Annotated in this window: 23 protein-coding genes; 19 read left to right on the top strand and 4 right to left on the bottom strand. The window is 46.9% G+C overall.

Going from position 1 to position 26,492, the window contains the following annotated elements; genetic code table 11:
- Window positions 1–302: 302 nt before the first annotated feature.
- The 12 genes from MKZ13_RS24085 to MKZ13_RS24030 all read left to right on the top strand — a co-directional run bounded on the left by MKZ13_RS24085 (window position 303) and on the right by MKZ13_RS24030 (window position 17,039).
- Window positions 303–2,480 carry a bifunctional (p)ppGpp synthetase/guanosine-3',5'-bis(diphosphate) 3'-pyrophosphohydrolase gene (locus MKZ13_RS24085; RefSeq protein ID WP_211082497.1) on the top strand — a complete coding sequence of 726 codons (2,178 nt, stop codon included), beginning with the start codon at window positions 303–305 and terminating at the stop codon, window positions 2,478–2,480.
- A gap of 12 nt (window positions 2,481–2,492) precedes the next feature.
- The gene (dtd, locus tag MKZ13_RS24080) at window positions 2,493–2,954 is read left to right on the top strand and encodes a D-aminoacyl-tRNA deacylase (protein WP_339178820.1); all 462 of its coding nucleotides are present in this window, start codon (window positions 2,493–2,495) and stop codon (window positions 2,952–2,954) included.
- Window positions 2,955–3,030: 76 nt separating this feature from the next.
- Window positions 3,031–3,198 carry a hypothetical protein gene (locus MKZ13_RS24075; RefSeq protein ID WP_221824760.1) on the top strand — a complete coding sequence of 56 codons (168 nt, stop codon included), beginning with the start codon at window positions 3,031–3,033 and terminating at the stop codon, window positions 3,196–3,198.
- Window positions 3,199–3,463: 265 nt separating this feature from the next.
- Window positions 3,464–3,970, top strand: coding sequence for a type 1 glutamine amidotransferase domain-containing protein (locus tag MKZ13_RS24070; protein WP_105601829.1), 507 nt, complete (start codon window positions 3,464–3,466; stop codon window positions 3,968–3,970).
- 104 nt (window positions 3,971–4,074) lie between these two features.
- Window positions 4,075–4,521, top strand: a complete 447-nt coding sequence (locus MKZ13_RS24065) for a hypothetical protein (RefSeq protein WP_221824758.1) — start codon at window positions 4,075–4,077, stop codon at window positions 4,519–4,521.
- 630 nt (window positions 4,522–5,151) lie between these two features.
- Window positions 5,152–6,420: an SEC-C metal-binding domain-containing protein gene (locus MKZ13_RS24060; RefSeq protein WP_339178817.1), complete on the top strand. Its 1,269-nt coding sequence runs from the start codon at window positions 5,152–5,154 to the stop codon at window positions 6,418–6,420.
- Window positions 6,421–7,201: 781 nt separating this feature from the next.
- A complete protein-coding gene (gene hisS / locus MKZ13_RS24055) occupies window positions 7,202–8,455 on the top strand; it encodes a histidine--tRNA ligase (protein WP_017686789.1) in 1,254 nt (417 codons plus the stop codon).
- A 214-nt stretch (window positions 8,456–8,669) separates the two neighbouring features.
- Window positions 8,670–10,448, top strand: a complete 1,779-nt coding sequence (aspS, locus tag MKZ13_RS24050) for an aspartate--tRNA ligase (RefSeq protein ID WP_076329184.1) — start codon at window positions 8,670–8,672, stop codon at window positions 10,446–10,448.
- Between the two features lie 17 nt (window positions 10,449–10,465).
- On the top strand, window positions 10,466–11,224 hold the full coding sequence (locus MKZ13_RS24045; protein ID WP_339178813.1) for a tRNA threonylcarbamoyladenosine dehydratase: 759 nt from the start codon (window positions 10,466–10,468) through the stop codon (window positions 11,222–11,224).
- A 245-nt stretch (window positions 11,225–11,469) separates the two neighbouring features.
- Window positions 11,470–12,768 (top strand): NCS2 family permease, encoded by a 1,299-nt coding sequence (locus MKZ13_RS24040; RefSeq protein WP_339178811.1) that lies wholly within the window; start codon window positions 11,470–11,472, stop codon window positions 12,766–12,768.
- 86 nt (window positions 12,769–12,854) lie between these two features.
- On the top strand, window positions 12,855–14,633 hold the full coding sequence (locus MKZ13_RS24035) for an ABC transporter ATP-binding protein (RefSeq protein WP_339178808.1): 1,779 nt from the start codon (window positions 12,855–12,857) through the stop codon (window positions 14,631–14,633).
- Window positions 14,634–14,858: 225 nt separating this feature from the next.
- A complete protein-coding gene (locus MKZ13_RS24030; RefSeq protein ID WP_339178806.1) occupies window positions 14,859–17,039 on the top strand; it encodes a UvrD-helicase domain-containing protein in 2,181 nt (726 codons plus the stop codon).
- A 125-nt stretch (window positions 17,040–17,164) separates the two neighbouring features.
- On the opposite strand, the gene MKZ13_RS24025 is transcribed toward MKZ13_RS24030, so the two are convergent.
- Window positions 17,165–18,067, bottom strand: coding sequence for an EamA family transporter (locus MKZ13_RS24025; RefSeq protein WP_339178804.1), 903 nt, complete (start codon window positions 18,065–18,067; stop codon window positions 17,165–17,167).
- Window positions 18,064–18,807 carry an SDR family NAD(P)-dependent oxidoreductase gene (locus MKZ13_RS24020; protein ID WP_339178801.1) on the bottom strand — a complete coding sequence of 248 codons (744 nt, stop codon included), beginning with the start codon at window positions 18,805–18,807 and terminating at the stop codon, window positions 18,064–18,066. Before MKZ13_RS24020 ends, MKZ13_RS24025 begins: the two co-directional genes overlap by 4 nt.
- Before the next feature lie 136 nt (window positions 18,808–18,943).
- Between MKZ13_RS24020 and MKZ13_RS24015 the strand changes: the two genes are divergently transcribed.
- Genes MKZ13_RS24015 through crcB form a run of 4 tightly spaced genes read left to right on the top strand, consistent with a single transcriptional unit; the run spans window position 18,944 to window position 21,973 of the window.
- Window positions 18,944–19,861 (top strand): LysR family transcriptional regulator, encoded by a 918-nt coding sequence (locus MKZ13_RS24015; RefSeq protein ID WP_339178799.1) that lies wholly within the window; start codon window positions 18,944–18,946, stop codon window positions 19,859–19,861.
- Between the two features lie 14 nt (window positions 19,862–19,875).
- Complete coding sequence (locus tag MKZ13_RS24010) at window positions 19,876–21,183, top strand: replication-associated recombination protein A (RefSeq protein WP_339178798.1); 1,308 nt, start codon at window positions 19,876–19,878, stop codon at window positions 21,181–21,183.
- 32 nt (window positions 21,184–21,215) lie between these two features.
- Window positions 21,216–21,617, top strand: coding sequence for a CrcB family protein (locus tag MKZ13_RS24005; RefSeq protein WP_339178797.1), 402 nt, complete (start codon window positions 21,216–21,218; stop codon window positions 21,615–21,617).
- Window positions 21,614–21,973: a fluoride efflux transporter CrcB gene (gene crcB / locus MKZ13_RS24000; RefSeq protein ID WP_339178794.1), complete on the top strand. Its 360-nt coding sequence runs from the start codon at window positions 21,614–21,616 to the stop codon at window positions 21,971–21,973. Before MKZ13_RS24005 ends, crcB begins: the two co-directional genes overlap by 4 nt.
- Window positions 21,974–22,104: 131 nt before the next feature.
- Here the strand turns inward: crcB and mnmA are convergent, their stop codons facing one another.
- Complete coding sequence (gene mnmA, locus MKZ13_RS23995) at window positions 22,105–23,229, bottom strand: tRNA 2-thiouridine(34) synthase MnmA (RefSeq protein ID WP_036616942.1); 1,125 nt, start codon at window positions 23,227–23,229, stop codon at window positions 22,105–22,107.
- Between the two features lie 321 nt (window positions 23,230–23,550).
- Here mnmA and MKZ13_RS23990 point away from each other — a divergent pair, with 321 nt between their 5' ends.
- Window positions 23,551–23,970, top strand: coding sequence for an Rrf2 family transcriptional regulator (locus MKZ13_RS23990; protein WP_017686811.1), 420 nt, complete (start codon window positions 23,551–23,553; stop codon window positions 23,968–23,970).
- Between the two features lie 177 nt (window positions 23,971–24,147).
- On the opposite strand, the gene MKZ13_RS23985 is transcribed toward MKZ13_RS23990, so the two are convergent.
- Window positions 24,148–24,522: a hypothetical protein gene (locus tag MKZ13_RS23985; protein ID WP_339178791.1), complete on the bottom strand. Its 375-nt coding sequence runs from the start codon at window positions 24,520–24,522 to the stop codon at window positions 24,148–24,150.
- Window positions 24,523–24,654: 132 nt separating this feature from the next.
- On the opposite strand from MKZ13_RS23985, the gene MKZ13_RS23980 reads away from it, so the two are divergent.
- Together MKZ13_RS23980 and MKZ13_RS23975 are read left to right on the top strand one after the other, a co-directional pair.
- Window positions 24,655–25,806 (top strand): cysteine desulfurase family protein, encoded by a 1,152-nt coding sequence (locus tag MKZ13_RS23980; RefSeq protein ID WP_339178788.1) that lies wholly within the window; start codon window positions 24,655–24,657, stop codon window positions 25,804–25,806.
- A 164-nt stretch (window positions 25,807–25,970) separates the two neighbouring features.
- Window positions 25,971–26,492 carry a PRC-barrel domain-containing protein gene (locus tag MKZ13_RS23975; protein WP_017686814.1) on the top strand — a complete coding sequence of 174 codons (522 nt, stop codon included), beginning with the start codon at window positions 25,971–25,973 and terminating at the stop codon, window positions 26,490–26,492.

The raw sequence follows: 26,492 nt of genomic DNA, 5'->3' as shown, positions 1-26,492 counted from the left end.
ATTTTTGACGTAGCAAAGCGATGGAATTTATATTTTCATGAATTTTCCTTCTATTTCAGCAAATAACGGCAATAATACATAAGAAATAAGAAATACATTCAATCCCCTTTGAGTCATAGGGAAACGGGATAGAAGTAATTCAGATCACCAATATAAAAATTGGATAAGCGCTCTTATTCGTCAGCAGTTGACGGGAAACGGGCGAAGCGTCATAATTATAGGAAATTACTTTTACGGGGAACCTGTGTTGCAGCACTGTCACGGGTTCCATTTGGTATAGAAAGGACACGGAACAGATCAGAATGGGCATAGAGCAATTACTCGAGAAGGCCGGGGCATATATCAAAGAACCCGATCTGGTGCGCATACGAGAAGCTTACGAATTTGCTGATCAGGCCCACCATGGACAGACGCGAAAATCGGGAGAACCGTATATTCTGCATCCGCTTGCGGTTGCCGACATTGTTGTGAACATGCAGATGGACACCATCTCCATAATAGCAGCGCTTCTTCATGATGTAGTAGAGGATACTACGGTCTCACTTGAAGAGATCCGCAATCATTTCGGCAATACGTGTGCCATGCTTGTTGACGGCTTGACGAAGCTGGAACGTATTCAGTTTCGCTCCAAGGAAGAACAGCAGAACGAGAACTACCGCAAAATGTTCATCGCCATGGCGCAGGACATCCGTGTCATCGTGATTAAATTGGCTGACCGTCTGCATAATATGCGGACACTCAAGTTTCAGTCGGAAGAAAGCCAGCGCCGGATTTCATATGAGACACTGGAAATTTTCTGTCCGATTGCAAACCGTTTGGGTATCTCTGCAATCAAATGGGAAATGGAGGATATCGCCCTCCGTTATTTGAATCCGCAGCAGTATTACCGAATTGCAAACCTGATGCACAAAAAACGTGCGGAACGGGAGCAATATATTGATACGGTTATGGATGGAATTACGAACAAGCTCGATGAGATGGGAATTCAGGCAGACCTTTCGGGACGTCCGAAACATATCTACAGCGTGTTCAAGAAAATGACCACCAAAAACAAGCAGTTTAACGAAATTTATGATCTGCTTGCCATTCGTATTATTGTGGATAATATCAAGGATTGTTATGCTACCCTGGGAATTATACACACGCTATGGAAACCGATGCCTGGACGCTTTAAAGACTACATTGCGATGCCAAAGGCGAATATGTATCAATCGCTGCATACAACGGTAGTTGGTCCCAATGGCGAACCAACGGAAGTACAGATCCGGACATGGGATATGCACCGGACTGCTGAATTTGGTATTGCTGCCCACTGGGCCTACAAAGAAGGCGCTGCGAACGGAAATCATTTTGAAGACAAGATTACGTTCTTCCGTGAAATTCTTGAACTTCAAAACGAAGCACAGGATGCATCAGAATTCGTAGAGTCACTCAAAATGGATTTCTTCTCGGATCTGGTATTTGTATTTACGCCAAAAGGAGAAGTCATTGAATTGCCGATCGGCTCTGTTCCTTTGGATTTTGCTTATCGAATCCATACAGAGGTTGGTAATCGGACCATTGGTGCCAAAGTAAACGGTCGGATTGTTCCGCTCGATTATCATCTGAAGACAGGTGATATCATCGAAATTTTGACGTCCAAACATTCTTACGGACCGAGCCAGGACTGGATGAAAATTGCGAAATCTTCTCATGCACGAGCGAAGATCAAGCAATGGTTCAAGAAGGAACGCCGTGAAGAAAACGTTGAAAAAGGTCGGGAGAGCTGTGAGCGTGAACTGAAACGCATGGGGCTTGATCCTTCTATGTGGATGACGGATGACAAGTTGATGGAAGCTGCCAAAAAATATGCGTTTAACGATATTGATGACATGCTTGCGGCTGTTGGATTCGGTGGGATTACTGCTGCACAGATTGTAACCAAAGCAACCGAAAAACTGCGTAAAGAGCAGGAAGAGTCCAGTTTGCTGGAATTAAATTCCGAGATGCGCGAGCTGAAACCTGCGCCTGAGCGCAGAAATCGACCAACCAACGGTATTCGTGTTAAAGGCATCGATAATCTGCTTGTTCGATTCGCACGATGCTGTAATCCTGTACCTGGGGATGACATAATCGGATATGTTACACGCGGACGCGGCGTTTCCGTACACCGTAGTGACTGTCCGAATATTCCGACAAGTGCAGATGGAGAAGAAGCAGCACGTGTTATTGAGGTCGAGTGGGAAGAGAATATCGAAGCAAGTTACAGTGTGGATATTGAGATTACAGGCCATGATCGGAATGGCTTGCTTAACGAGGTACTTCAGGCTGTATCCGAAAGTAAAACCAATATATCTGCCGTTACAGGACGGACAGACAAAAATAAATTAGCATTGGTGCACGTCACAATTCTGATTCGTAATACGGATCATCTGCAATCCGTTGTAGAACGGATCAAACGTGTGAAAGATGTCTATTCGGTGCATCGGATTATGCAGTAAGGAGCCTGTAAGATGAGGGTGCTTGTACAACGTTGTAAAGAGGCTCAGGTGACCGTGGGAGACGAGCTTACAGGTAAGATCGAATCCGGATTAATGCTGCTCGTAGGCATTACCCATGAGGATATCGAGAAGGATGCCCAGTATCTGGCTGACAAAGTTAGTGGGTTGCGGATATTTGAGGATGATCAGGAGAAGATGAATCTCAGCCTGCTTGATGTAGGCGGTGCTGTATTGTCTGTTTCCCAGTTCACCCTGTACGGAGATTGTCGCAAAGGAAAGCGACCGAGCTTTGCAGCTGCGGCCCGACCTGAAGCGGCAGAACTGTTATATGAAACATTTAATCAACTACTACGGGATAAAGGTATTCAGGTTGAAACCGGGCGTTTCGGAGCGATGATGGATGTAACATTTACTAACTGGGGACCCGTGACTTTGATGCTTGAAAGTCCGGTTCGTCAGGAACCAGGTGCATAATTTCATAGGGTTCAGGCCATAATAAGGGATAATTCGTTGATGACTATTTCATGATCAAAGGAGTACCCATCCAATTATGCGCCAATCTGCGAAAGAAACACGTACCCGTACAGAACCTTTGTTACTCCCTGGTAACCTGTATGAATCATTGCACCTTGCTCGTTCGGCTGCAGAGTATGTTGCAACGATCTGGGCACTTCAGGATTCGGACAAAGGGAAGAAGAGTCATCTTCCGCGATCTTGAATGTTTACACAGGGATATAAATATCCGATATTAGGATTATACAGATTCTAAAAAGTCCTGATTCCTTCCCGAATCAGGACTTTTTGTCGTGAGTTGATTCTTTTAACTATTCGTTTGAGGACTTCGTCACAAAATGAAATTACACCCAATTGTTATAAATTGCTCTGGTGAGGGTAATAACAAAACGAGGCACAACGAAGTGCCAATGTACTGCAAGACCCGATTTTATAAAGAAAGTTCGAACACGGAAAGGAGAACATACGTTATGAGTAAAGTTGCTTTTTTATTGGCGAATGACTTTGAAGATTCGGAGATGCAGGTCCCGTATGACGAAGTAAAAAAAGCTGGACATGAAGTGGAGATTATCGGATTAAAAGCCGGTGAGACCCTTAAAGGTAAAGGAGGAAAGGCCTCCTATACCACAGATAAGGCGATTGGTGATGCATCCGCTTCAGATTATGATGCAGTCGTGATTCCCGGTGGATCATCCCCTGAGAATTTGCGAACGGATGCGCACATTTTGAAGTTTGTCACCGAGATCAACAGTGCGAAGAAACCAATTGCAGCGATCTGTCATGGTCCGCAAATTTTGGCTAGTGCCGGTCTGTTGAAAGGCCGCACCATTACATCCTATCCACCACTTAAGGATGACATGGTAAACGCAGGAGCAGAGTTCAAGGATCATGAGGCCGTTGTGGATGGAAACTATATTACATCCCGAACACCCGAAGATGAGCCAGCGTTTGTACGTGAACTGCTAAAAGTTATATAACTTCACCCAGTACATCTGACATACATGGATGTATCTTAACTACGTTACGTCGTGACGTTTACAAACTTCACGTTGCATTTCATTCCGAAAAAGGAGGGTTTGACATGACAAAACATATTCAGGCGTATTTTCGAACCGAAGACGAGGCAGAGGGCGCAAGAACTTCACTTCAGACGTTCCGTACAGAGCATTTGGAAGTAGGTCAGCTCGATAGTGCGATAGGTAGAGACACGCGTGTTATGGTGCCACTGGTGCCTTATAATACAGCAGGTGGCGTAGGTACTAACGGAGCAATGGGTGTAGGTGCAGCCCCGGGTGTTCCAGCCAGCGAAAATGTGATCCCTGTGGTAGCCAATGTGGACCGTGATGCAGAGCGGGATACTCGTGACAGAGTGAATGAGGATGGAGACATGCTGAATGCTTCGGATGTGTCTTCGGCCGATTATGATGATCTGCATTATGTTCTGTCTGCCAAAGTAAGGGATGAGGATTATGAAGAGATTGTTCATAAGCTTCGTTCCAACCATGCCTATGTGGAAGAGTTGAATTAACGTGTAGATACTTCTAGGCCCTTGCACTGCTTGACTACAGAGTCGAGTAATGCGCAAGGGTTTTTCAATTATAAATATATTAAAAACACAATTATAAAGCGCTATCATTTTTGTAATATTACTGTAATATTAGTTACATAAGCCTTTAACATAGTGGGCTTATAATAACACACATGACCCCCTTTTTTTATATATCCTTTGAGCCTGCACACCGTGTGCAGGCTATTTTTTTTGAGCTGAGAATGTGTATGTTTTGGGCAGAGCTTACCCCTTTATTCAATTTTTGCTAGAATAGAGAGATGGGTTTATATATTCTACAGCGAATTGTTTTCATAGTTGGGCTACATTGGACGGTAAATCTAGCTCCAGCGATTGGGTTCAGGCGAATCCAATCCTATGACAGAGAGTATGAGGAACTCATCGCCAGAGTGATCCGTCATATTCCAGATGAACATATACTCGCTGAAACGGCCCCACCTTTTTTATATAAGTACAGGGCAGCCGTTTCTGCTTGATCGATGGAATTTGAAAGTTATATAGAATGCCTCGTTTGAGAAATGACACCTACAATGCTAAAGCAACAGAGTTCTCATGCGAATGGCTAGAGACAGATTTAAGGGGGAATTAGTTTTGAGTAAGGTTGGAAGAAATGATTTATGCCCATGCGGTAGTGGGAAAAAATATAAGAAATGTTGTCTGAACAAGGAGTCCTCTGCTGTAGAATCCATACTGGGGATAATATCAACGAAGCAACCGGTTCGGGAAGCCTCCATTCTGCCTGAGAGCAAACTGACCTTGACCAAGCTGAAAAAGATGGTGGCAAGCGATTTGAAATGGGAGCACCCGGCTCACGAACAGCTGGCCCTGCAGACTATTGAGAACATGAGGAACCAATACGAGCCAGAGGTAATTTTGGAAGCTCTGGTGTTATGGAACGGCTACTCCCGTCAGACCCGCCCTACTGTGAAGAAGACAGGCTCGTTTTCTGCTGCAATTGAGTATTTGCTGTCCGAGGAATACGGCTTCAATGTCTCAAAGGCTGAGCTCGCTGATAAATATGAGGTAACGACAGGCACGATCTCCCGGAAGGTTAAGGAGATGAATAGTTACATCGAAGAATACGGCATGGGCGGTGAAACGGACGAGCTATTGATGCTGAACGGTCCAGGCACATCGAAAGACAAAGCACAGGCTCTGCTGTCTAAGGCGAGGGAAGCGAGCTCTTCCAAACGGAGAGTACATCTGGCGGAAACAGCGCTGGAGATGTATCCTGACAGCTCTGATGCGTATCTTATTCTAGCTGAGGAATCGGACAATGAGAATGATGCACGATCTTACCTCAAGGAAGGAATCGCTGCTGGCAAACGTGAACTGGGCGAACTGTTCTTTGAGGAGAACAAAGGGGACTTCTGGGGGCTTCATGAGACTCGTCCCTATATCCGGATATGTAAAAGTTATGCCGAATCCTGCTGGTTTGGTGGAGATACAAAAGAAGCAGCACAGATCCTGGAGCATATGCTAGAGCTTAATACGGAAGACAATACCGGAGCACGTTACCTGCTCGCTGCTGTGTATTTGTACAGAAACCAATTGGATCAGGCAGAGCAATTGCTGGAGGAGTATGGAAGAGGTGACGCCGCAACGGCCTTTGCCTATGACAAGATCATTCTGGAGTATAAGAAAAACGGAATCACCTCCCAGCTCAAAATGCTGTACCGTGTGGCCCGGGGTGTGAACAAACATGTGCCTGATTACCTGTTGGGTTTGAAACGGCTGCCGCATAACCTCCCTGACTTTGTCGGAATGGGCGACTCCGACGAAGCGATTGAATATGTCATTATGCATTCCCGTTTATGGGCGAGCGCGCCGGATCTGTTGAAGTGGATGCTGCAACAATAGAGGAATAAGAAGCGAATAGAAGTTGGAATTCATATGATGAATCCAGCTTCTACTAGCCATATTTTCTGTGGACTCCTCATACCATGCTGCGTGTGAGCAAAATTTTCTAGAGCTATCTTTTCGTGTTACTCTTGACTTTAGCACTGCGGTTCATTACAATCAGAAAATAATACGTTGACTACAGTCAATACAAGTCGATTTTTGAACTATATTACTGATTTGATGACGGGACCAAGTACTCCGTGCCCACATGACCAGAGAGGAATCCCAAGGCTGTAAGGATTCTCTTGATGAGCGGACGAATGACTTCCCCGAGAACAGACGGCGAACACAGCAGAGATGATCTGTTGACCAGTAGCTGGCCTGCGCAGGACGTGCGTTACACGTAGAGCGGAATATCTGCTTGATCAGAATGCCTTGGGCAAACCTGAATCATCAGAGATCACCTGAACGGCTAAAGTGTCAGGTTTCCGGAATGTGGGTGGTACCACGGGTGAATGTATATTACACAATCTCTCGTCCCTTTGTTTGCTGTATACACAGCGACAGGGCGAGGGATTTTTTTGTTATATAAGTTGATTTAAAAGAAATACACGAAAACGGAGAGGGCAGAAAAAACCTGTAAAAGCGAAGCGTTCGCCTTTATCACCGGATTTCCACATTATAAAATTAATTCAAAAAATCTGGGGATAACAGCGATTGTAAGGTTGTTCTGCCCGCGCAGTGATCACGTGTAGAATTTTTTTACTTTTAGAGAAAAATCAATGCTGGAGGGATCAAGATGGCTTTTCAAAAACCGACTGGAACGCAGGACTTACTGCCTGGAGTTGTCGAGAAATGGCAGTACGTAGAAGAAAAAGCACGAGATCTGTGTCGACGGTTTAATTACCGTGAGATTCGTACACCGATCTTCGAACAGACTTCTTTATTTGTACGCGGTGTTGGAGAGACTACCGATATCGTTGAGAAAGAAATGTATACCTTTGATGACAAAGGCAATCGCAGCATGACTCTTCGTCCAGAGGGAACAGCGGGTGTTGTCCGTGCGTATGTAGAGAATAAAATCTACGGCGAACCGGATGTGAGCAAGCTCTATTACATCGGTCCGATGTTCCGGTACGAGCGTCCGCAGGCAGGCCGTCAGCGTCAGTTCCACCAGTTTGGTGTAGAAGCCATCGGTGCGCTGGACCCGGCGATTGATGCCGAAGTGATCGCACTGGGCTACCAGTTGTGTGTAGAGCTCGGCTTGAAGGATGTCAAAGTGGAGATCAACTCCGTTGGTAACTCGACCAGCCGTGCAGAATATCGCGAGACGTTACTTGGGTTCCTCAGACCGATGAAAGACAGCCTGTGCAAGGACTGCCAGTCCCGCATGGAGCGTAATCCGCTGCGTGTGCTCGACTGCAAGGTCGATCAGGACAAATTCGTTGGGGCACCGTCCATACTGGATAGCTTGGATGAAGAGTCTTTGAATCACTTTGCTAAGCTGCAGGCATACCTGGATGATTTCGGCGTAGATTATGCTGTGAATAATCGTCTGGTACGGGGCTTGGATTATTACACGCTGACTGCGTTTGAATTAAAAGCCCAAGGTATTGGAGCAATTGATACCGTTGGCGGCGGTGGTCGATACAATGGTCTCGTTGGAGATATCGGCGGACCTGATCAGCCGGGCATCGGCTTCGGTATTGGTCTGGAACGTATTCAATTGATTCTGGAGCACCAAAACATTGAGGTTACTACGCTGGCTCCACTGGATGTATACTTTGTTGCTCTGGGAGAGGCTGCTGATCGTGAAGTGAACCGTCTGTTGTTCAAACTTCGTCAGTCTGGACTGTCTGGGGAACGTGATTATCTGGGCCGCAAGATGAAAGCACAGATGAAATCAGCTGACCGTTTCAAATCCCGCTACACTGCCATCCTTGGTGATGACGAGCTGGAGCGTGGTGAGATCGCCCTCAAGTCGATGGATACGGGTGAGCAACAAACCGTGAAGCTTGATGATCTGGTAGCGGCAATTCGCGAAGGTAAATAAGCACGGAGTTTTACATTAAGTCTTAAACATTCAAGTAAAACAATTGATCCGGCAAAAGTACTGAGGTTCACCGACGTTTCCAAATTAAGCGGAAGTTGGCGAGCCAGAGGTAACATGCCTTTTCGAATACATGGTCTACACGTAACCGGACTGTTGAAGAGCAGGTACTAACTGCCCATACAGAACGGAAATTCACATAATGAGGAGTTTGGTTATGAAAAGAAGTCATCATTGCGGCGCATTAACACCCGCACACATCGGTGAAACAGTAACATTGAACGGTTGGGTTCAGACCCGCCGTGACTTGGGGGGCGTACTCTTCATCGATCTGCGTGATCGCAGCGGGATTGTACAAGTTGTCTTTAACCCGGCTTATTCCGGTGAAGCTCTGCAAATCGCAGATCGCGTACGTAGTGAGTATGTTATCGCTGTAACGGGTAAAGTTGTTAAACGTGATGCAGAAACAGTTAACAAAAACCTGCCTACAGGCGAAATTGAAGTTCAAATTACAGAAATCGAAGTGCTGAACGCGGCAAAAACACCTCCATTCTTCATTGAAGATGGTGTCGAAGTTGATGAATCCCTTCGTTTGAAATATCGTTACCTGGATCTGCGTCGTCCGGAAATGTTTGAAACATTGAAACTGCGTTCCAAAGCATCTAAAGTGTTCCGTGACTACTTGGATGGAGAAGAGTTCGTTGAAGTGGAAACACCGATCCTGACTAAGAGCTCCCCGGAAGGTGCGCGTGATTATCTCGTACCGAGCCGTGTGCATGAAGGTGAATTCTTCGCCTTGCCACAATCCCCACAAATCTACAAACAATTGCTGATGGTGGGTGGCGTTGAGCGTTATTATCAGATCGCTCGTTGTTTCCGGGATGAGGATCTGCGTGCAGACCGTCAACCAGAATTCACTCAAGTCGACATCGAGACTTCTTTCTTGCAACAGGATGACCTGCTGCCAATGATGGAAGAACTGATGGCCAAATTGCTGCGTGAAACCAAAGGTATTGAGCTGGAACTGCCTTTCCAACGGATTACGTATGCAGATGCAATGGGTAAATACGGTTCAGACAAACCAGATCTGCGCTTTGGTATGGAACTGGTTGAAATGAACGATATCGTAGCAAACAGCGGTGTAAAAGTATTTGCTTCTGTCATCGAAAAAGGTGGAGAAGTGAAAGTGCTGAACGCTAAAGGCTGTGGCACATGGAGTCGTAAAGAGATCGATGATCTCGGACCATTTGCTGCACGTTACGGTGCGAAAGGTCTGGCTTGGATTCAAGTGAAAGACGGCGAGTTCAAAGGGCCAATCGTGAAGTTCTTCACGCCTGAAGAAATCGAAGCTGTCAAAGAACGTACAGGTGCTGAAGATGGCGACTTGCTGCTCTTCTCCGCGGACACGAAAAAAGTGGTTGCTGACGTTCTGGGCGCTTTGCGTCTGAAAATCGGCCGTCAACTGGGTCTGATTGATGACAGCAAATTCAAATTTGCTTGGGTTGTGGACTTCCCACTCCTCGGATATGATGAAGATGCGAAACGTTATGTGGCAGAACACCATCCGTTCACTCGTCCAAAAGACGAAGATGTACATCTCTTTGACACTGATCCGGGTGCAATCCGCGCTCAAGCCTATGACCTTGTTCTCAATGGTTATGAAGTAGGTGGCGGTTCGATGCGTATCTACAAACGTGATGTTCAAGAGAAGATGTTTGCTGCCCTTGGACTCTCACCAGAAGTAGCGAATGAGAAATTCGGCTATCTGTTGGAAGCATTCGAATATGGAACTCCACCGCATGGTGGTATTGCCTTTGGTCTGGACCGTCTTGTGATGTTGCTGGCGGGCCGCACGAATCTGCGTGAAACGATTGCCTTCCCGAAAACGGCAAGTGCAACGGATCTGCTCATGAATGCACCTTCCGAAGTGGATGATTCTCAATTGGAACAACTTCACATCCGTGTAGCCCGTAAACCGGTAGCGGAAAAGAAATAAGGAGGCATCGATTCTCAATGCTCCATCAATTTTCAAGAACAGAACTTGCGATCGGACCTGAAGGTCTGAACACATTGAAGAATAGTACAGTAGCCGTGCTCGGTATTGGCGGTGTAGGTGGAATTGCTGTAGAAGCTCTTGCCCGCAGCGGTGTAGGTCGCATCATCCTGATTGATAAAGACGTTGTGGACATCACCAACATTAACCGCCAGATTCATGCGCTGACCACGACAGTAGGGCAGAAAAAAGCGGATCTGATGGTGGAACGTGTGAAACTGATCAATCCGGAATGTGATGCGATTGCCCTGAATATGTTTTACACGGAAGAAACGTATGAGGAATTGTTCAAATATGAACTGGATTATGTGCTGGATGCATCCGACACGATTATCTACAAAATCCATCTCATTAAAGAGTGCCTGAAACGTAAAATTCCGATGATCTCCAGCATGGGTGCGGCAAATAAAATGGATCCAACGAAATTCCAGGTTGCGGATATTTCGAAAACGACCATGGACCCGATTGCCCGTGTTGTGCGTACCACACTTCGTAAAGACGGCATCAAAAAAGGCGTGAAAGTGGTCTTCTCGACTGAAAAGCCGATGAAACCGCGTGAGGACGTAACACAAAAAATCGTTCCCGAGAATGCTCCGGAAATTCGTAAGGCCAAACAGCCACCTGCGAGTAACTCTTTTGTGCCTCCGGTAGCTGGACTGATTATGGTCAGTGTTGCGATTAAGGATTTGTTAGAAATTGTAGAGAACAAGCAGCAGTAACTTGCTGCCAACTGAAGAAGCGTGGATGCTGATAAGGCATCTGCGCTTTTTGTGTGTGATCATACTTCGCAAGAGCGGAGCGGATGGGACGTCAATCGTCTATGATAGCTGAACTGTATTCATAGATAAATGTCAGAGTTACGTCATGTACTTCAAAGTCAAAACCGTGTATGATATTCACTGCTGCGCGAAATGATGATACATACATAATGAATTTGCGGCTAGAGAGAGGGGAATAGAACGAAATGAAACACGGATGGATGACCAGACGTCTTGGCATGGAGCCAGGAGACCAGTGGAAAAAGGAAATTGTGGCGGGAGCCATTTCCTATTTTGCCGTGGTCTATATCGTTATGGTCAATGCTACAATTCTTTCCGATGCCGGTATGCCCTTGCAGGCGGCCATGGTGGGAACCCTGCTGACGTCCATTGCAGGCTGTTTGCTCATGGCATTTGGCGGAAAATCACCGATTATCGTTGTGCCTGGCATGGGGATTAATGCATTTTTCACGTATACACTTGTACATTCCATGAAATTAAGCTGGCAAGAAGCGCTGGCCGTTGTAACCGTTACAGGTATACTGTTTGCCATTGTTGCGTTTACGTCACTATACAAAATGATCAGCGAAGCGATCCCGAAAAATCTGCAGCATGGCATTACGGTCGGGATTGGTTTGTTTCTGACATTTATCGGTTTGCAAAAAAGTGGAATCGTTATCGCACATCAGACCACGTTTGTCGCGATTGGGCATTTCAATGATCCTAATGTCATTACAGCCTGCGTTACGCTGGTACTAGCCTTGATTTTATTTATACGGAACGTACAGGGTGGACTTCTGATCAGTATTCTGGTCGGGACAGGCCTTGCCTATGTACTTGGTGCAGTGAACCCGGGTGAGTCCGTATCAGCTATGGATGCGCTGCGTCAATACGGCGGCTTGTTTGGCGAATTATCTTTGATGAAACTGGCTGATGTTGCATTCTGGATCGCGGTATTTTTGCTACTGCTAATTGTGGTGTTCGAAAATATCGGATTAATTACCGCTCAGACACAGATGATTGGTCGTCCAGAGCGGTTCAAAGGAAGTCTACGTGCACTATCCATTAGTACCGTATTGGCAGGCGTATTCGGAAGCAGCCCTCCAGTTGCTGCAGCCGAGACTACAGCCGGAATTGCAGCAGGCGGTCGCACAGGTTTGACTCCGCTCGTTACAGCCGTGTTATTCGGAGCTACTTTTTTCTTCATCCCGCTCCTCGGTTACATTCCGGACAGTGCAATTGCGCCCATTTTGATCATTATTGGTGGCCTGATGGTACAAGGTGTGAAAGATATGGATTTTGGTGACTTCACAGAGGCATTTCCAGCATTTCTGATCATGGTCATGATTCCATTTACATATAGCATCGTGGACGGTATGGCGTTTGGATTTATTGCCTATCCCTTAGCGAAGCTGGCAGCAGGTCAAGGTAAACAGATGCCTGTGGTTATGTATGGCATTTCCATCCTCTTTTTAGCCAATTTTGTGTTGCATGGAGTCTTGTAAAGGCTGTGTTATACAACAAAAGGCAACGTCATGTAAGTTCATACGTATGATCTCTGGTGAGCAGATGGAGAACGGGAGGAACGGGAATGGAAGAGCAGCAACAAACAGGGCAGAATGAACCGAAGGTAGGAAAAAAGGGATTTAAGGATTTCGTCAAGCTTATCGCTTCCACGAACCCGCCAAAACTTATCCTGATTCTGGCCCTCATTTTAACTCTGATTCAAACGACGGCCGGGCTGATTGTGCCATTGATGACCAAAGGTCTGATTGATGGACTTACCACTTCGGCACTGAACAAATCTGTGATTTTATTGTTGCTTGGGGCATTTGTGATTCAGGCGATTGCCTCGGGTATTAGCATTTATATGTTGAATTACGCCGGACAACGCGTGGTCGCGACACTTCGCACCAAGCTGTGGAACAAGGTATTGTCGCTGCGAATGCCGTATTTTGATCGTAATCGTACAGGCGATACCATGAGTCGGATTACGAATGATACAAGCCAGATCATGACATTGATCGCAGATTATTTGGTGTCTTTTGTATCCAACATTGTTGCCGTTGTGGGTGGTGTGGCATTACTGTTCTATTTGGATTGGGTGATGTCGCTCATTATTCTGAGTCTGGTTCCACTTACGCTGTTGATCCTGTTGCCGGTGGGTAAGAAGATGTACAAGATCTCCAAGAAACAACAGGACGAGATGGCAGGTCTTACATCAGTGCTCAGTCAGGTTATTGGCGAGATCCGATTAGTCAAAGCCTACGGTACGGAGAAACAGGAAGTGGAAGCGGGAGATTCCCGGATTCGTAAAATGTTTGCTTTTGGCTTGCAGGAAGCACGTATCCTCGCGCTGATCGGTCCCTTGTTTACATTTGTCATGACTGCGGTATTGGTCGTTATTCTGGGTGTGGGGGGAATGCGCGTAGCGTCTGGACTGCTGTCGCCTGGTGAACTGGTTGCGTTCATTTTGCTGTTGTTCCAGGTCATTATGCCAATGGGACAATTCACGACGCTATACTCCCGTTTGCAAAAAGTAGTTGGTGCTACGGAGCGCATACAAGCTATTCTTGCCGATGAGGAAGAACCTCATGATAGCACCAAGGTAGCTCCAAAAGGAAATGAGACGATTGCATTCCATGATGTACACTTTTCCTATGTCACAGGAGAAGAAGTGCTGCACGGTATCAATCTGACGGTACCTACACGCAAAGTGACGGCGATTGTCGGTCCAAGCGGTAGCGGCAAATCAACACTGTTCTCTTTGATGGAGCAGTTCTATATGCCCGATTCAGGCCACATTTCATATGGGGGACAAGCCATAACGGATTATTCTTTAGCCTCCTGGCGTAGCAAGATTGGGTATGTATCACAGGAAAGTCCGCTTATGGCGGGTACGATCAAAGACAACATCACGTACGGATTAGGTCGTGAGGCCACGATGGATGAGATCCGGCGAGCTGCTGAGATGGCTTATTCTGCCGACTTTATCAACAAGTTGCCACAGGGATATGACACGGAAGTGGGCGAGAGGGGAATCAAGTTATCCGGGGGCCAACGTCAGCGGATTGCTATTGCTCGTGCCTTACTGCGCAGTCCGGATATTCTTATGTTGGATGAAGCGACATCCAGTCTGGACAGTACCTCAGAGTATGAAGTACAACAGGCTTTATCCAACCTGATGGAAGGAAGAACTACGATCGTGATCGCGCACCGATTGTCCACAGTGGTGGATTCCGATCAGATTGTTGTATTGGAGCATGGACATGTTACCGGAACAGGAACTCATACGGAATTAATTAGCAATCATCCTGTGTACCGTGAATTAGCGCAGAAACAGTTTGTGGCACAGGAAGGGCAAGATTGAAGTCAGAACTAGATCGATAACTGTTTTTCAAAGATAAGGTTCAAAAATAGTTCAACTTAAGACCGTTGTTCATTCGTTCAGTACGAGCGTGAGCAACGGTTTTCTTTTATGAGATTCCCAGGTTGCTGTAGCTTTTTACACATCAATATGATATAGTGGGTATCCTTTTGCGTCGTCAGTGATTGGCGATGCAGAGCAAACATATTCTTAGGAGGTAACTGAAACATGTCAGACAGCTTTCAAAGTGCCTATCAAGAAGAAGAGTACAGGTTAGAGCGAACGATGGAGGAAGTGGACAGTCAGCTGGAGCGACTGCAGAACATTCCGGTGTATACCGGCCACGACTTCACAGAACAAGTGCTGGAAGCTGGACGCGAAGAGCGCCGCACCGCCTTGTCCAAGAGCGCGCAGCAACCCTATTTCGGACGCTTGGATTTCGAAGAACAGGGCAGTGGTGCACGGAAACCGCTGTATATTGGCAAAATCGGCGTAGACCGCGAAGAGGTGGGAGAGCATCCGCTCGTCATCGACTGGCGTGCTCCTGTCGCAAGCCTGTTTTACTCATTTACGGGAGGGGAAGCCTCCGCTACGTATGAAGCCCCGGAAGGGCTTATCGAAGGTCTCGTATATCTGAAACGAAACGTTGTCATTCGGCAGCGGATATTGGAACGTGTGGCGGATACATATAACCGTGACAGCGACCAGCCAGCGGTATCTGATGAATTCCTCGTTTATCGTCTGGGAGAGAACAAGGATAACAAACTGCGTGATATCGTATCTACGATTCAAGCGGAGCAGGATCTGATTATTCGTGCGGCGAGAAACACTGCATTGATCATTCAGGGTGTAGCTGGATCCGGGAAAACGACGGTTGCCCTGCATCGGCTTGCCTTTTTGCTATATCAGTATAAGGAGCAGGTATCTGCGGAGAAAATGGTTATTTTTGCACCCAACCATATGTTCCTGGACTACATTTCTGATGTGCTTCCGGAACTTGGAGTAGGGGACATTCAACAGCGGACATTCCCGGATTGGGCGATGAACTTGCTGGGGCTGGAGATGCCTTTGGCGAATACGTCGGATACATTGAACACCTGGTTCGAAACACCAGATGCACGACCTGAATTGGATGATAATGTACCTGGACGTTACAAAGGATCGATCCGTTTCATGAAGCTTATTCGAGAGTGGCTGTCGGGCATGGAAGCGGATTCCGTACCGGATATGGACTTCAGTCCATGGGATGGTAAGGTGCTCAGCAAGACGGAGATCGAGAACTGGTTCGGTGAGGAATACAAACATTATCCACTGGCCAAACGCAAAGAACGGGTCATGGCGCGGGTTCACCGCTGGATTGAGATGGAACTTAAGAAACCGATGCCAGAAGCTGTACGCAAAGAACGCAAGAAAAAAGCGTCTACTCGTGAGAAAGCTTATGCCAAAAAATGGCCTCAATACGAGCCGCTTACGTTATACAAACAGCTGTTCAAAGCTGCAAAGGGTGGTTCTGTGCCAGCCTCGCTCAGCGGGCTTATCCCCAAAGGCGTAATGAAACAAACGGCAGCAGATCTGAAACAGGATATCGTCCGTGAAGAGGATCTGCCTGCATTGGTATACATTCATACATTGGTCCATGATATTGAGGGTTCGGAGCGGTTTGATCATGTCGTAATTGATGAAGCGCAGGACTTTTCCCCTTTTCATGTGGCGTTATTGGATCAGTTCGTCAAAGGGCATTCCTTCACCATACTGGGTGACTTGTCTCAAGGCATTCATGAGTACCGTGGTGTTCATGCGTGGGAAGAGATGAGTTCTCTGTTTCCTAAGGAACAGAATGCATACTTTGCATTGACCCGAAGTTATCGTTCAACGATGGAAATTATCGATTATGCCAATACAATCCTGGAACGTGGCGTCAAGAGCGGGATTACTGCGATTCCTGTTTTCCGTAGTGGTGATCCGGTTCGGACGTTGGCTTATGGAGGCGAAGGGCGGACGGCGAGTCTTGAAGAGGCTTTGAAGGTGTTAACCGTCAAAGACTACCGAACCGTCTCCATTCTGACCCGTACACTACATGAAGCAGAGGAACTTCATCGTGAACTGCAGGCCGCAGGCTGGGATCTGAATCTGATCGATGGTGGCAAAAAGCAGTACACGGGTGGACACTCCGTTTTACCAGTCTATCTGTCCAAAGGGTTAGAGTTTGATGCCGTTATTGTGGCAGACGTAGACCAGAAGCATTATCTGCCGAATGCAGGTGATGCGAAGCTGTTGTACGTTGGTTGTACAAGGGCCTTGCACGAATTGTGGTTGTTCCACGAGGGTGAACTGCCGATCTATGCTGCTGCAACACACAATCCGGACGGCGAGCCTGTAACCATTCAGGGTTGGCCTGAGCTTGGGTAAATAAAGTTTGCTTCTACAACAAAAGGCATGACGTCCATGGGAAAGTCCCATAAGCGCATGCCTTTTTCTGCTTTTGTACGAGAATTGCTTAATCTTCCGACGAAGAACGATGGGGGAGTTCAAGTTTATGTTACGCTATTTCTCATTCTGGATGAGCGACGGTTCACCAGGAATATGCCAACACCAATAAATAAACCACCTGCCAATGCAAACCAATGAACGTGTTCTCCTAGTAAAATCCAACTCGATAATACACCAAAGAACGGTGCCAGAAACAGATACGAACTGGTTTGGGCGGGGTCACTATTCTGCAGCAAATAAAACCAGAGTGAGAACTGGATGATGGAGCAAACAAGGGTTAACCAGAGCAGCGCCATAACAGAGGTGGTATTGACCATAAAGTGAGGCTGTTCAGTCCATACGCTCAGTAGAAGCAACGCAGCACCTCCAGCAAGCATCTGATAGGCTGTTAAGACAAAAGTATCGTAGCCATTGCCCCAGCGTTTGATGAGCAATGTGGACACGGCAAAGGAGATCGCACCACCAAATCCAATCCAGGTTCCGGGGCTAAAGCTCATTTGTATTCCAAAGGTTAACATAATCCCGATGAAACCGAGTATAACACCGATCCACTGACTGAAACGGTAGGTCACTCTATATAAGAGAGCACTAAGGATAATGACCAGTAGCGGATTGGTAAACGTAATAATGGCGGATTCACCGGATGTAATCCAGTTCATGCTGTAGTAGGCGCAGCCCATCACTCCTGCGGATTGGAACAGGCCAATGAGGATTATTTTCAACCAAGACTGCCATCCAGTAGGCAAAGGACGTTTACGAAGGAACCAGGCCATCAAGCCACCTGCCAGTATATAACGTATGCCCATGAGCAGGAAAGGTGGGGCATATAACATGCCGATCTTGCCAACGGGAAAAGAAGTACCCATGATTAGCGTTGTCAAAATGATCAATAGTGTATATTTCAATGGTTTGATGATACGGGAATCTTTATCATGACTGGAGCTCATAACGTATGTCCGCTATCTACAGTAATTAGTTGCCCGGTCATGGATTGCTGTTCCAGCGCAGCACAGATCATGTGCGCGATATCTTCAGGTGAGGCAATATGCTGTAATAACACTTCTCCGCCGAGACGATACATTCGCTCCTCGTTTCCAGCCCACCACCTTGTAGCAACTGCGCCAGGGACGACGGCATTCACCCGAATGTGTGGTGAGAGTGCGTGCGCAAGTGATAAAGTTAGACCGTGAACGGCCGCTTTGGAGACGGCGTAAGGGAGGGAGGAACCGGATCCCGTACTGCCTGCGATGCTGCCCAAATTCACGATAGAACCACCGCCAGCCTGTCTCATGCCTTCCGTCACTGCACGAGCGCAATGAAACATACCTTTCACATTCACATCAACCAGCTCATTCCAGATGTCATCTGTAACAGACTCCAGATCGTGCATGGGGATATGGTGCGTGATTCCAGCGTTATTTACAAGTGCAGTGATCGGGCCATAGGTTTCAGTTATTGTAGTGACCATCCGCCGGACATTAAGATCATTGGCAACATTAGCTTGAACGGCGAATGCATGGCCTCCCGTATCCAAAATGTGTTGAACAGTCTCGTTTGCTGCATCTTGTGAGCGGGAATAGTTGACAGCGACCAAGGCTCCGCGTTCAGCGAGCAACTCACTTACAGCACGTCCTATACCCGTTCCGCCACCTGTGATCAGAGCAACTCTATTTTTCCAGTATGTCATGCTGAACACTCCTTATCATTATCCAGTCAGATGACTGGTTTGGGATCTACATGAATTGTAGTCCGGTTTACACATGAAGTATAATGATTGGTAATGAAGCGGATATCATTTTGAATGATGTCAGAGTGGGGGAACTATGGAGAGCGGGGATCTTAGAATATTTCAGTGTGTTGCACAGGAAGGAAATCTGACCAAAGCTGCTTCTAAATTGGGGTATGTTCAATCGAACGTAACGGCACGAATACGGCATCTGGAAGCAGAAGTAGGTACAACGTTGTTCATTCGTCATAACCGAGGCATGACGTTATCTCCAGCCGGAGAGATGCTGCTGACCTATGCAGATAAAATTATTGGTTTGCTGAATGATGCTTCCAAGGCACTTCGGGCGACGAGCACACCATCGGGTCCAATGCGAATAGGGTCTACACAAACCGCAGCGGCCGTGCGACTACCTGAACTTTTCGTCAGATATTATAAACAGTATCCAGATGTCTCCTTGTCACTGGTTACTGGTAATTCGCAGATGCTTATGGATCAGGTTATTGGGTATGAATTGGAAGGGGCTTTCATTGGTTGTCCCTGTGATCATCCCGACATCGTTTCTATTCCCGTATTTGATGAGGAACTATTTGTTGTCTATTCTGGTATGGGTCCTACGGATGAAGATCTTAAGAGTAAACCCATTCTTGTCTACAGCATGGGGTGTTCCTATCGTCAGGTTTTGGAGGAATGGTTAGAGGTGGGTGGTGTTACCCGCCCAGTAATTATGGAATTCGGAACCCTTGAAGCGATTATTAGTGGGGTTACGTCCGGCATGGGAATTTCCTTATTACCAGAGATTGTGATTAGACATCAGATCGAAAATGGATTACTGCGCACGCATACACTCCCCGTAGGTATGAATCGCATGATGACTCATTTTATTACTCGCAAGGATGCCTTTGTCAGCAGTGCACTTCATGCATTTATGGCTATGTTACCGCGAGAGTATGATATGATAGAGAGTGGAGAACCATCAGAGGTGTATTGTAATCAAGGCAAGGCAATCCGTTAAGGAAGTGATGAGCAATGGATTTATTTTCATTTCAACAGGACTCAAAACCACAAGCTAGACTGCTCGCGGACCGCTTGCGGCCAGAGCATCTGGATGAATATATTGGACAGGAACATATTATTGGACCAGGGAAATTACTCCGGCGCGCCATCGAGGCTGATCAGATTTCGTCAATCTTGTTATACGGCCCGCCGGGATGTGGCAAGACTACCTTGGCACATATTATTTCTCAGCAAACGCAAGGACAGTTCGTACGTCTGAATGCAGTGGAAGCTTCCGTCAAGGATGTGCGTGAAGTCATCGAACAGGCCCAAACGAACAAACAGCTGTATGGAACGAAAACCATTTTGTTCCTCGACGAGGTACATCGGTTTAACAGTTCACGTCAGGATGCGCTATTGCCAGCGGTAGAGAAGGGCACGATTATTTTTATCGGCGCAACAACAGAGAATCCCTTTCATTATGTCAATGGAGCCTTGATGAGCCGTTCCACTCTGTTCCAGCTAGAATCGCTAAATAAGGATCATTCCCTAATTGCAATGCGCAGAGCATTGAGTGATGCGGACAAAGGTCTGGGGTTCATGGAGCTGCAGGCGGACGATGAGGCGCTTGAACATATTGCCACGATGGCCAACGGGGATATTCGGCGTGCGCTTAATGCGCTTGAACTGGCTGCGTTGACCACGCCACCGGAGAAGGATGGGTCCATTCATATTACGCTTGGTGTAGCAGAAGAGTCTATTCGGCGACCGATTGTGAAGGCAGATGAATCCACACAGTATGATGTGTTGTCTGCATTTCACAAGAGTATTCGGGGTTCCAGTGATGCGGCGCTGTTCTGGTTTCTATACGCGGTGGAGAAGCTCGGCATGGACCCGATGACCTTCATTCGGCGCCTGATTGCAGCAAGCAGTGAAGACATTGGACTTGCGAACCCGCAAGCTATGACCCAGGCCATTGGAGCACTTGATGCGTATCGGAATAACGGCTGGCCCGAAGCCAAGCTGAACATCGCACAAGCGATTTTGTTCGCGGTCGAAAGTCCAAAATCCAATGCGGTGTACACCGCCATTTCCAAAGCCATGAACGCGATTGATGAGGTGAAATCGGCAGAAGTTCCGCTTCACTTGCGGGATACGCATTATTCGGGTGCTGTGGAGCTTGGACATGAGGGCTATCAATATCCGCACAATTACCCTGGGCATTATGTGAAACAAGAATATTTGCCAAAGCAGCTCTCACGGAGAGTATTCTATGAGGCCACGGAGCAGGGGAACGAATCGAAGATCAGGCTGAACCAACAGCGGCGCAGAGAACTGTAAGACAGACAGATCACTCGGGAGATGCACACAACATGAAAGAGCTTTTGTATATAGGGGCGGGCGGATTTCTTGGTACATTGACCCGATATGCCATACAGTTAGCGATACCAACTGTCCACGGAGGGTTCCCTTGGGCAGTACTGCTAATCAATGCGATGGGTAGCCTTTTTTTGGGTTGGTTCTTTACCATAGCTGTTCCAGGCAAAATAACACCACAACTTCGACTGGCGATTGGTACAGGTTTTACTGGCGCATTTACGACATTCTCCACGTTTATACTGGATATTGTTCGTTTATCCGAAGGGGGCGAATGGATCAGTGCCGCTATTTATATGATCGTAAGTCTGTTGGCAGGGTTGTTGCTCTGTGCGCTGGGTATGAGCCTTGGACAGCGTATGTTGGCAGCACAAAGACAAGAGGGTGATGCCTCATGATCCTGTGGATTGGTTTTGCAGGTGTGCTGGGTGCGGTACTGCGTTACAGTCTGGGAAAATGGGTCTCTGGCTTGCTGGGAACGGCTTTTCCATGGGGAACATGGATCATCAACGTCAGTGGTTCATTGTTGCTTGGGCTGTTATATGGGTGGCATCAATCTGCAATGATCTCAGATGGAATCTGGGTGATCTGGGGAACCGGATTTTGTGGTGCTTATACCACATTCTCCACCTTTGGCTATGAAACGTTAGGACTTATGGGTCGACAACGATACGCAAGCGCGGCGCTCTACGTTGTCAGTTCGGTTCTAGTTGGGGTGTTGGCCGCCTGGGCAGGAGTCTGGTTGACTGCATAACGAACTATTTTTAATTTTTTTGCAAAAATAAGCAGGAAAAAAGCCATCCTTCATTGTATACATGAAAGACGGCTTTTTTTATAGGGATACACGGTATTGTGTATAATCCGCATTTTAATGGACAAGCTCTATTATTGCATTGCGGGTACAGGTACTTTTTGCACCTGATCGATCGTACCCCCACCCAGGCAGACCTCTCCGTCGTAGAAAACAACGGCTTGTCCTGGCGTGATGGCTTTTTGCTGCTGGTCAAATTGTACATCCACACTTCCATCTTCCTGCCAGGTCAATGTTACACCTTGATCCGGCTGACGATAGCGGAATTTGGCAGTACAACGGTATGGCACATTAGGCATGTGCTCTGCACCAGCAATCCAGTTCACACCCGTTGCGGTTAGACCTGTGGAGTACAGGCTTGCATGGGCATCGCCCTGAACAACTAGCAGTTGATTCTTCTCCAGGTTCTTGTCTGCAACGAACCAGGGTTCACCATTGCCGGAACCACCAATGCCAAGACCTTGGCGCTGTCCAAGTGTGTAGTACATCAGACCGTCATGGCGGCCTTTGACTTCACCAGTTGCGATATCAACCATGTCTCCGCCTTTGGCAGGAAGATAATTACTCAGGAACTCTTTGAAATTGCGCTCACCGATGAAGCAGACACCTGTACTGTCTTTTTTCTTGGCAGTATACAAACCAGCCGCTTCTGCGATTTTGCGCACTTCCGGTTTGGGCAGATGACCAATCGGGAACATGGCTTTGGACAGCTGGTTCTGATTGAGTGCGTTAAGGAAATACGTTTGATCCTTATTGTTGTCCACACCACGAAGCAACTTGAGTGTGCCATCCTCTTCAATCAGGCGAGCATAGTGTCCTGTAGCTACATAATCTGCGCCGAGATCCAGAGCTTTGTTCAGGAATTCACCAAATTTGATCTCACGATTACACATGACATCCGGATTTGGCGTGCGACCCGACTTATATTCATCAAGGAAATAGGTAAATACTTTATCAAAATATTCTTTCTCGAAGTTGACAGTGTAGTAAGGAATGCCGATCTGTTCACATACGCGGCGTACATCCTCTGAATCTTCTTCAGCGGTACAGTGGCCGAACTCGTCGGTGTCATCCCAGTTTTTCATGAAAATGCCGATGACATCGTACCCTTGCTCTTTCAGCAGCAGTGCGGTAACGGAAGAATCGACACCTCCGGACATGCCAACGACGACCCGTGTATTTTCAATTGTTTTGGACATCGTTATCACCATTTCTATATATAAATGTGTTTCGTTTCTTATTCTAGCATAACCGGACTCAAGATACGATACACCCGGCCAATTTTGGATAGTGTCCACCACAGACGCACATTTTGGAATATCGTCAATCTTTCTTTTCCATAAAGCATGCAGATATGTTAACATTAGCTGAGGGTTATGATCGGAATACGGAGGATTAGAAGGTTTATGCTAATCTCAATGCATCTCCGCTGTGGACAGATCGTGAAACATACGGTCATGGACCATAGGATTAAATATAAAGTTTCCAATCGTTTCTGAAAATTGAAAGAGGTGACTCCTTTGAAAATATCGACAAAAGGCCGTTACGGCCTCACAATCATGATGGAGCTTGCTGCCAGAATAGGCGAAGGCCCTACATCACTTAAAAGCATTGCTGAGCGCAACCAGCTCTCGGAGCATTACTTGGAGCAACTGATTGCTCCACTGCGTAATGCAGGACTGGTGAAAAGCATTAGAGGTGCTTACGGCGGTTATATCCTTGCGGGTGATCCTGCAACCGTGACTGCAGGCGATGTAATCCGTGTACTGGAAGGGCCAATCTCTCCAGTAGACTTCACGGAGGAAGATGATCCGGCGAAACGTGATCTGTGGTTGCGTATTCGTGACGGGATTGCGGAAGTATTGGATTCCACAACACTGAAAGACCTGATTACCTTCCAGGATCAGGACAAAAAAGATAGCTATATGTTCTACATTTAAGGTCACTAATTCGCATCACAGAAGACACAATAAAGCCCCCAACTTGGGGGCTTTAGACATGCCAATGGGTACTTTGTTCTTCAATTTCTACAGATTATTTTAATTGAGCAGGGCTATGTATTCAGCCGCGGGATTTACAAGATGGTCAAGTGTGAACTTAACTGGATCACTTGTAAATCAGCGACTTTTTAAGGTTTCTATATCAGCTTCCATGCGTAACTGACGGCGATTCAAAATATCAATGCTGTGCTGATGGGTATTCAATTCGGTAGTTACTTTGCGTTCAGAGGCGGATTGGGAAGCGTCAAGACGTTTCGTAACGGTCAATGTTTCCAGAACAGCTTGATGAAGAAGCGGAATGTTTTTAGTTTGTTCCTCAATAGCATTAAGTCTGTCATCGACAGTGTCTAGTCTGCTCTCTACGGCACCAAGCCTCTCTTCCATAGCATCAAGCCGGTGGTCTATTTTTCCAAGATGTCCATCAATGCTGTCGAATCGTTTGTCCATTTGTTGAAGCTGATTCAGAATCTGCCCGAGAATGGGATCACTCATGTCTCTCTCTCCTTTTTGAAATGGATATAGAACATTATACACGAAGATGTGACAATAGAGCATCCGTTTCAGTTTCCAATTTTGACAGTTTGCCATCAAATAGAAATTTAACATATAACGGGGTGAAGATAAATGAAACGAATTTATTTGGATCACGCCGCATCGACACCTATGCATCCACAAGTCGCAGAAGCGATGATGAACGTCATGACAGGACAATTTGGCAATGCATCAAGTATCCATGCCTTTGGGCGTGAGGCCAAACGGACTGTCAGCGGAGCAAGGGATGTCATTGCGGCGTCTTTGGGCTGTTTCCCGGACGAACTGGTATTCACCGGAGGCGGCACGGAGAGCGACAATCTGGCAATCTTTGGAGCAGCCTCATCCAGACAGGATAAGGGGAAACACGTCATTACGACCGCAATTGAGCACCATGCTGTTTTGCACACCTGTCAGGAATTAGAGCGGCAAGGTTATGAAGTAACCTATCTATCTGTTGATCGTCATGGACGAATAAATCTGGATGAGTTGCGAGAGGCCATTCGACCGGATACGGTGTTAATCACCATGATGTATGCCAACAATGAAGTAGGCACGATTCAGCCGATCCGCGAGGTGGGTGAGCTTGCCCGTCAGCATAATATCCTTTTCCATACCGATGCAGTTCAGGCTCTGGGCAGCCAGAATATTTCCTGTAAGGAACTGCCTGTGGATCTGATCAGCTTCTCTGCACATAAAATCAACGGACCTCAGGGCGTGGGCGCACTCTATGTACGACGAGGAATTGTGCTGGAAGCAAGAGCTCACGGTGGGTTGCAAGAGCGTCAGCGTCGCGCTGGTACGGAGAATATCGCAGGTATTACCGGATTTGCAGAGGCGCTCAAGATTGCATCAGCACAGACGGAGGCGCATCGTCAGCATGATTCGGAATTGCGTAAACTTTTGTTGGAACAGCTTGAAATTCATGTGGGGACGGAGCACTTTCACGTGAATGGACACCTGGAGCATACGCTGCCAAACATCCTGAATATCAGCTTTCCCGAAGTGTCCACAGAGACGATGTTAATGAATCTGGATATGGAAGGGATTGCTGTTGCAAGCGGTTCTGCCTGCACTTCCGGTTCACTTGAAGTCTCTCATGTGCTGAAAGCGATGAAATTGCCTGAAACATTTTTACACTCTGCGATTCGATTTAGCTGGGGATTGGGTAATACTACGGAAGAAATCATGATAACCGCCGAAAAAATTGGAACCATTCTTGGACGACTGCGTAATAGACCCTAAGGGGAACTTTACACATGGAACAGAAGGAGGGAAGAAGTTCCATTTCATCGGTTGGATAGAAGCGGTTTTGATGATCGGCGTCTGATTGCCACTCATCAACTTTGGGCATACCTAGCAATAGCGCCGCGCCTATTTAATGATAAGAAGATGAGGGGGACCCAGCGATGAAGCTTCAGGAAATGATCGGACTTGCCGTTTTTGATGTTGAGGACGGGAAGCAGGTCGGTAAAATCCAGGATTTCATTGTGAATGATGATTGGGAGATCGAAGGCATTGAGCTTGAGAACAAAGGTCTGTTTACCAATCATGTCAAAATCGTGCAGTGGCAAGATATCGTTGCCTACGGCGAAGATGCCGTCATGATCCGTAATCAACAGGCTGTCCGCAAGACGGGAGCCGACGACATAAAATACACGTACCTCCTCGGTCGGTCTAAATTGAAGGAGATGTCCGTGCTCACCGAAGAAGGTTTGCTGCTTGGGCGTGTCTCCGATGTTTATTTTGACCAAGAGTTGGGAAATACAATAATAGGGATTGAAATTACGGACGGTTTTGTGTCCGATCTGATCGAGGGCCGCAAATGGCTGCCATGTACAAGCGATATGTCCATCGGGGAAAGTGCCATTATGGTGCCGTCGCTGAGTGAACAACGCTTGGAAAATGCCATTCATTCTGTTAATGGATAG

The sequence above is a fragment of the Paenibacillus sp. FSL R5-0701 genome, assembly GCF_037973995.1.
Taxonomy (GTDB): domain Bacteria; phylum Bacillota; class Bacilli; order Paenibacillales; family Paenibacillaceae; genus Paenibacillus.
Note: the sequence above shows the minus strand (reverse complement) of the source record. Positions and strands in the feature narration are given on the sequence as shown.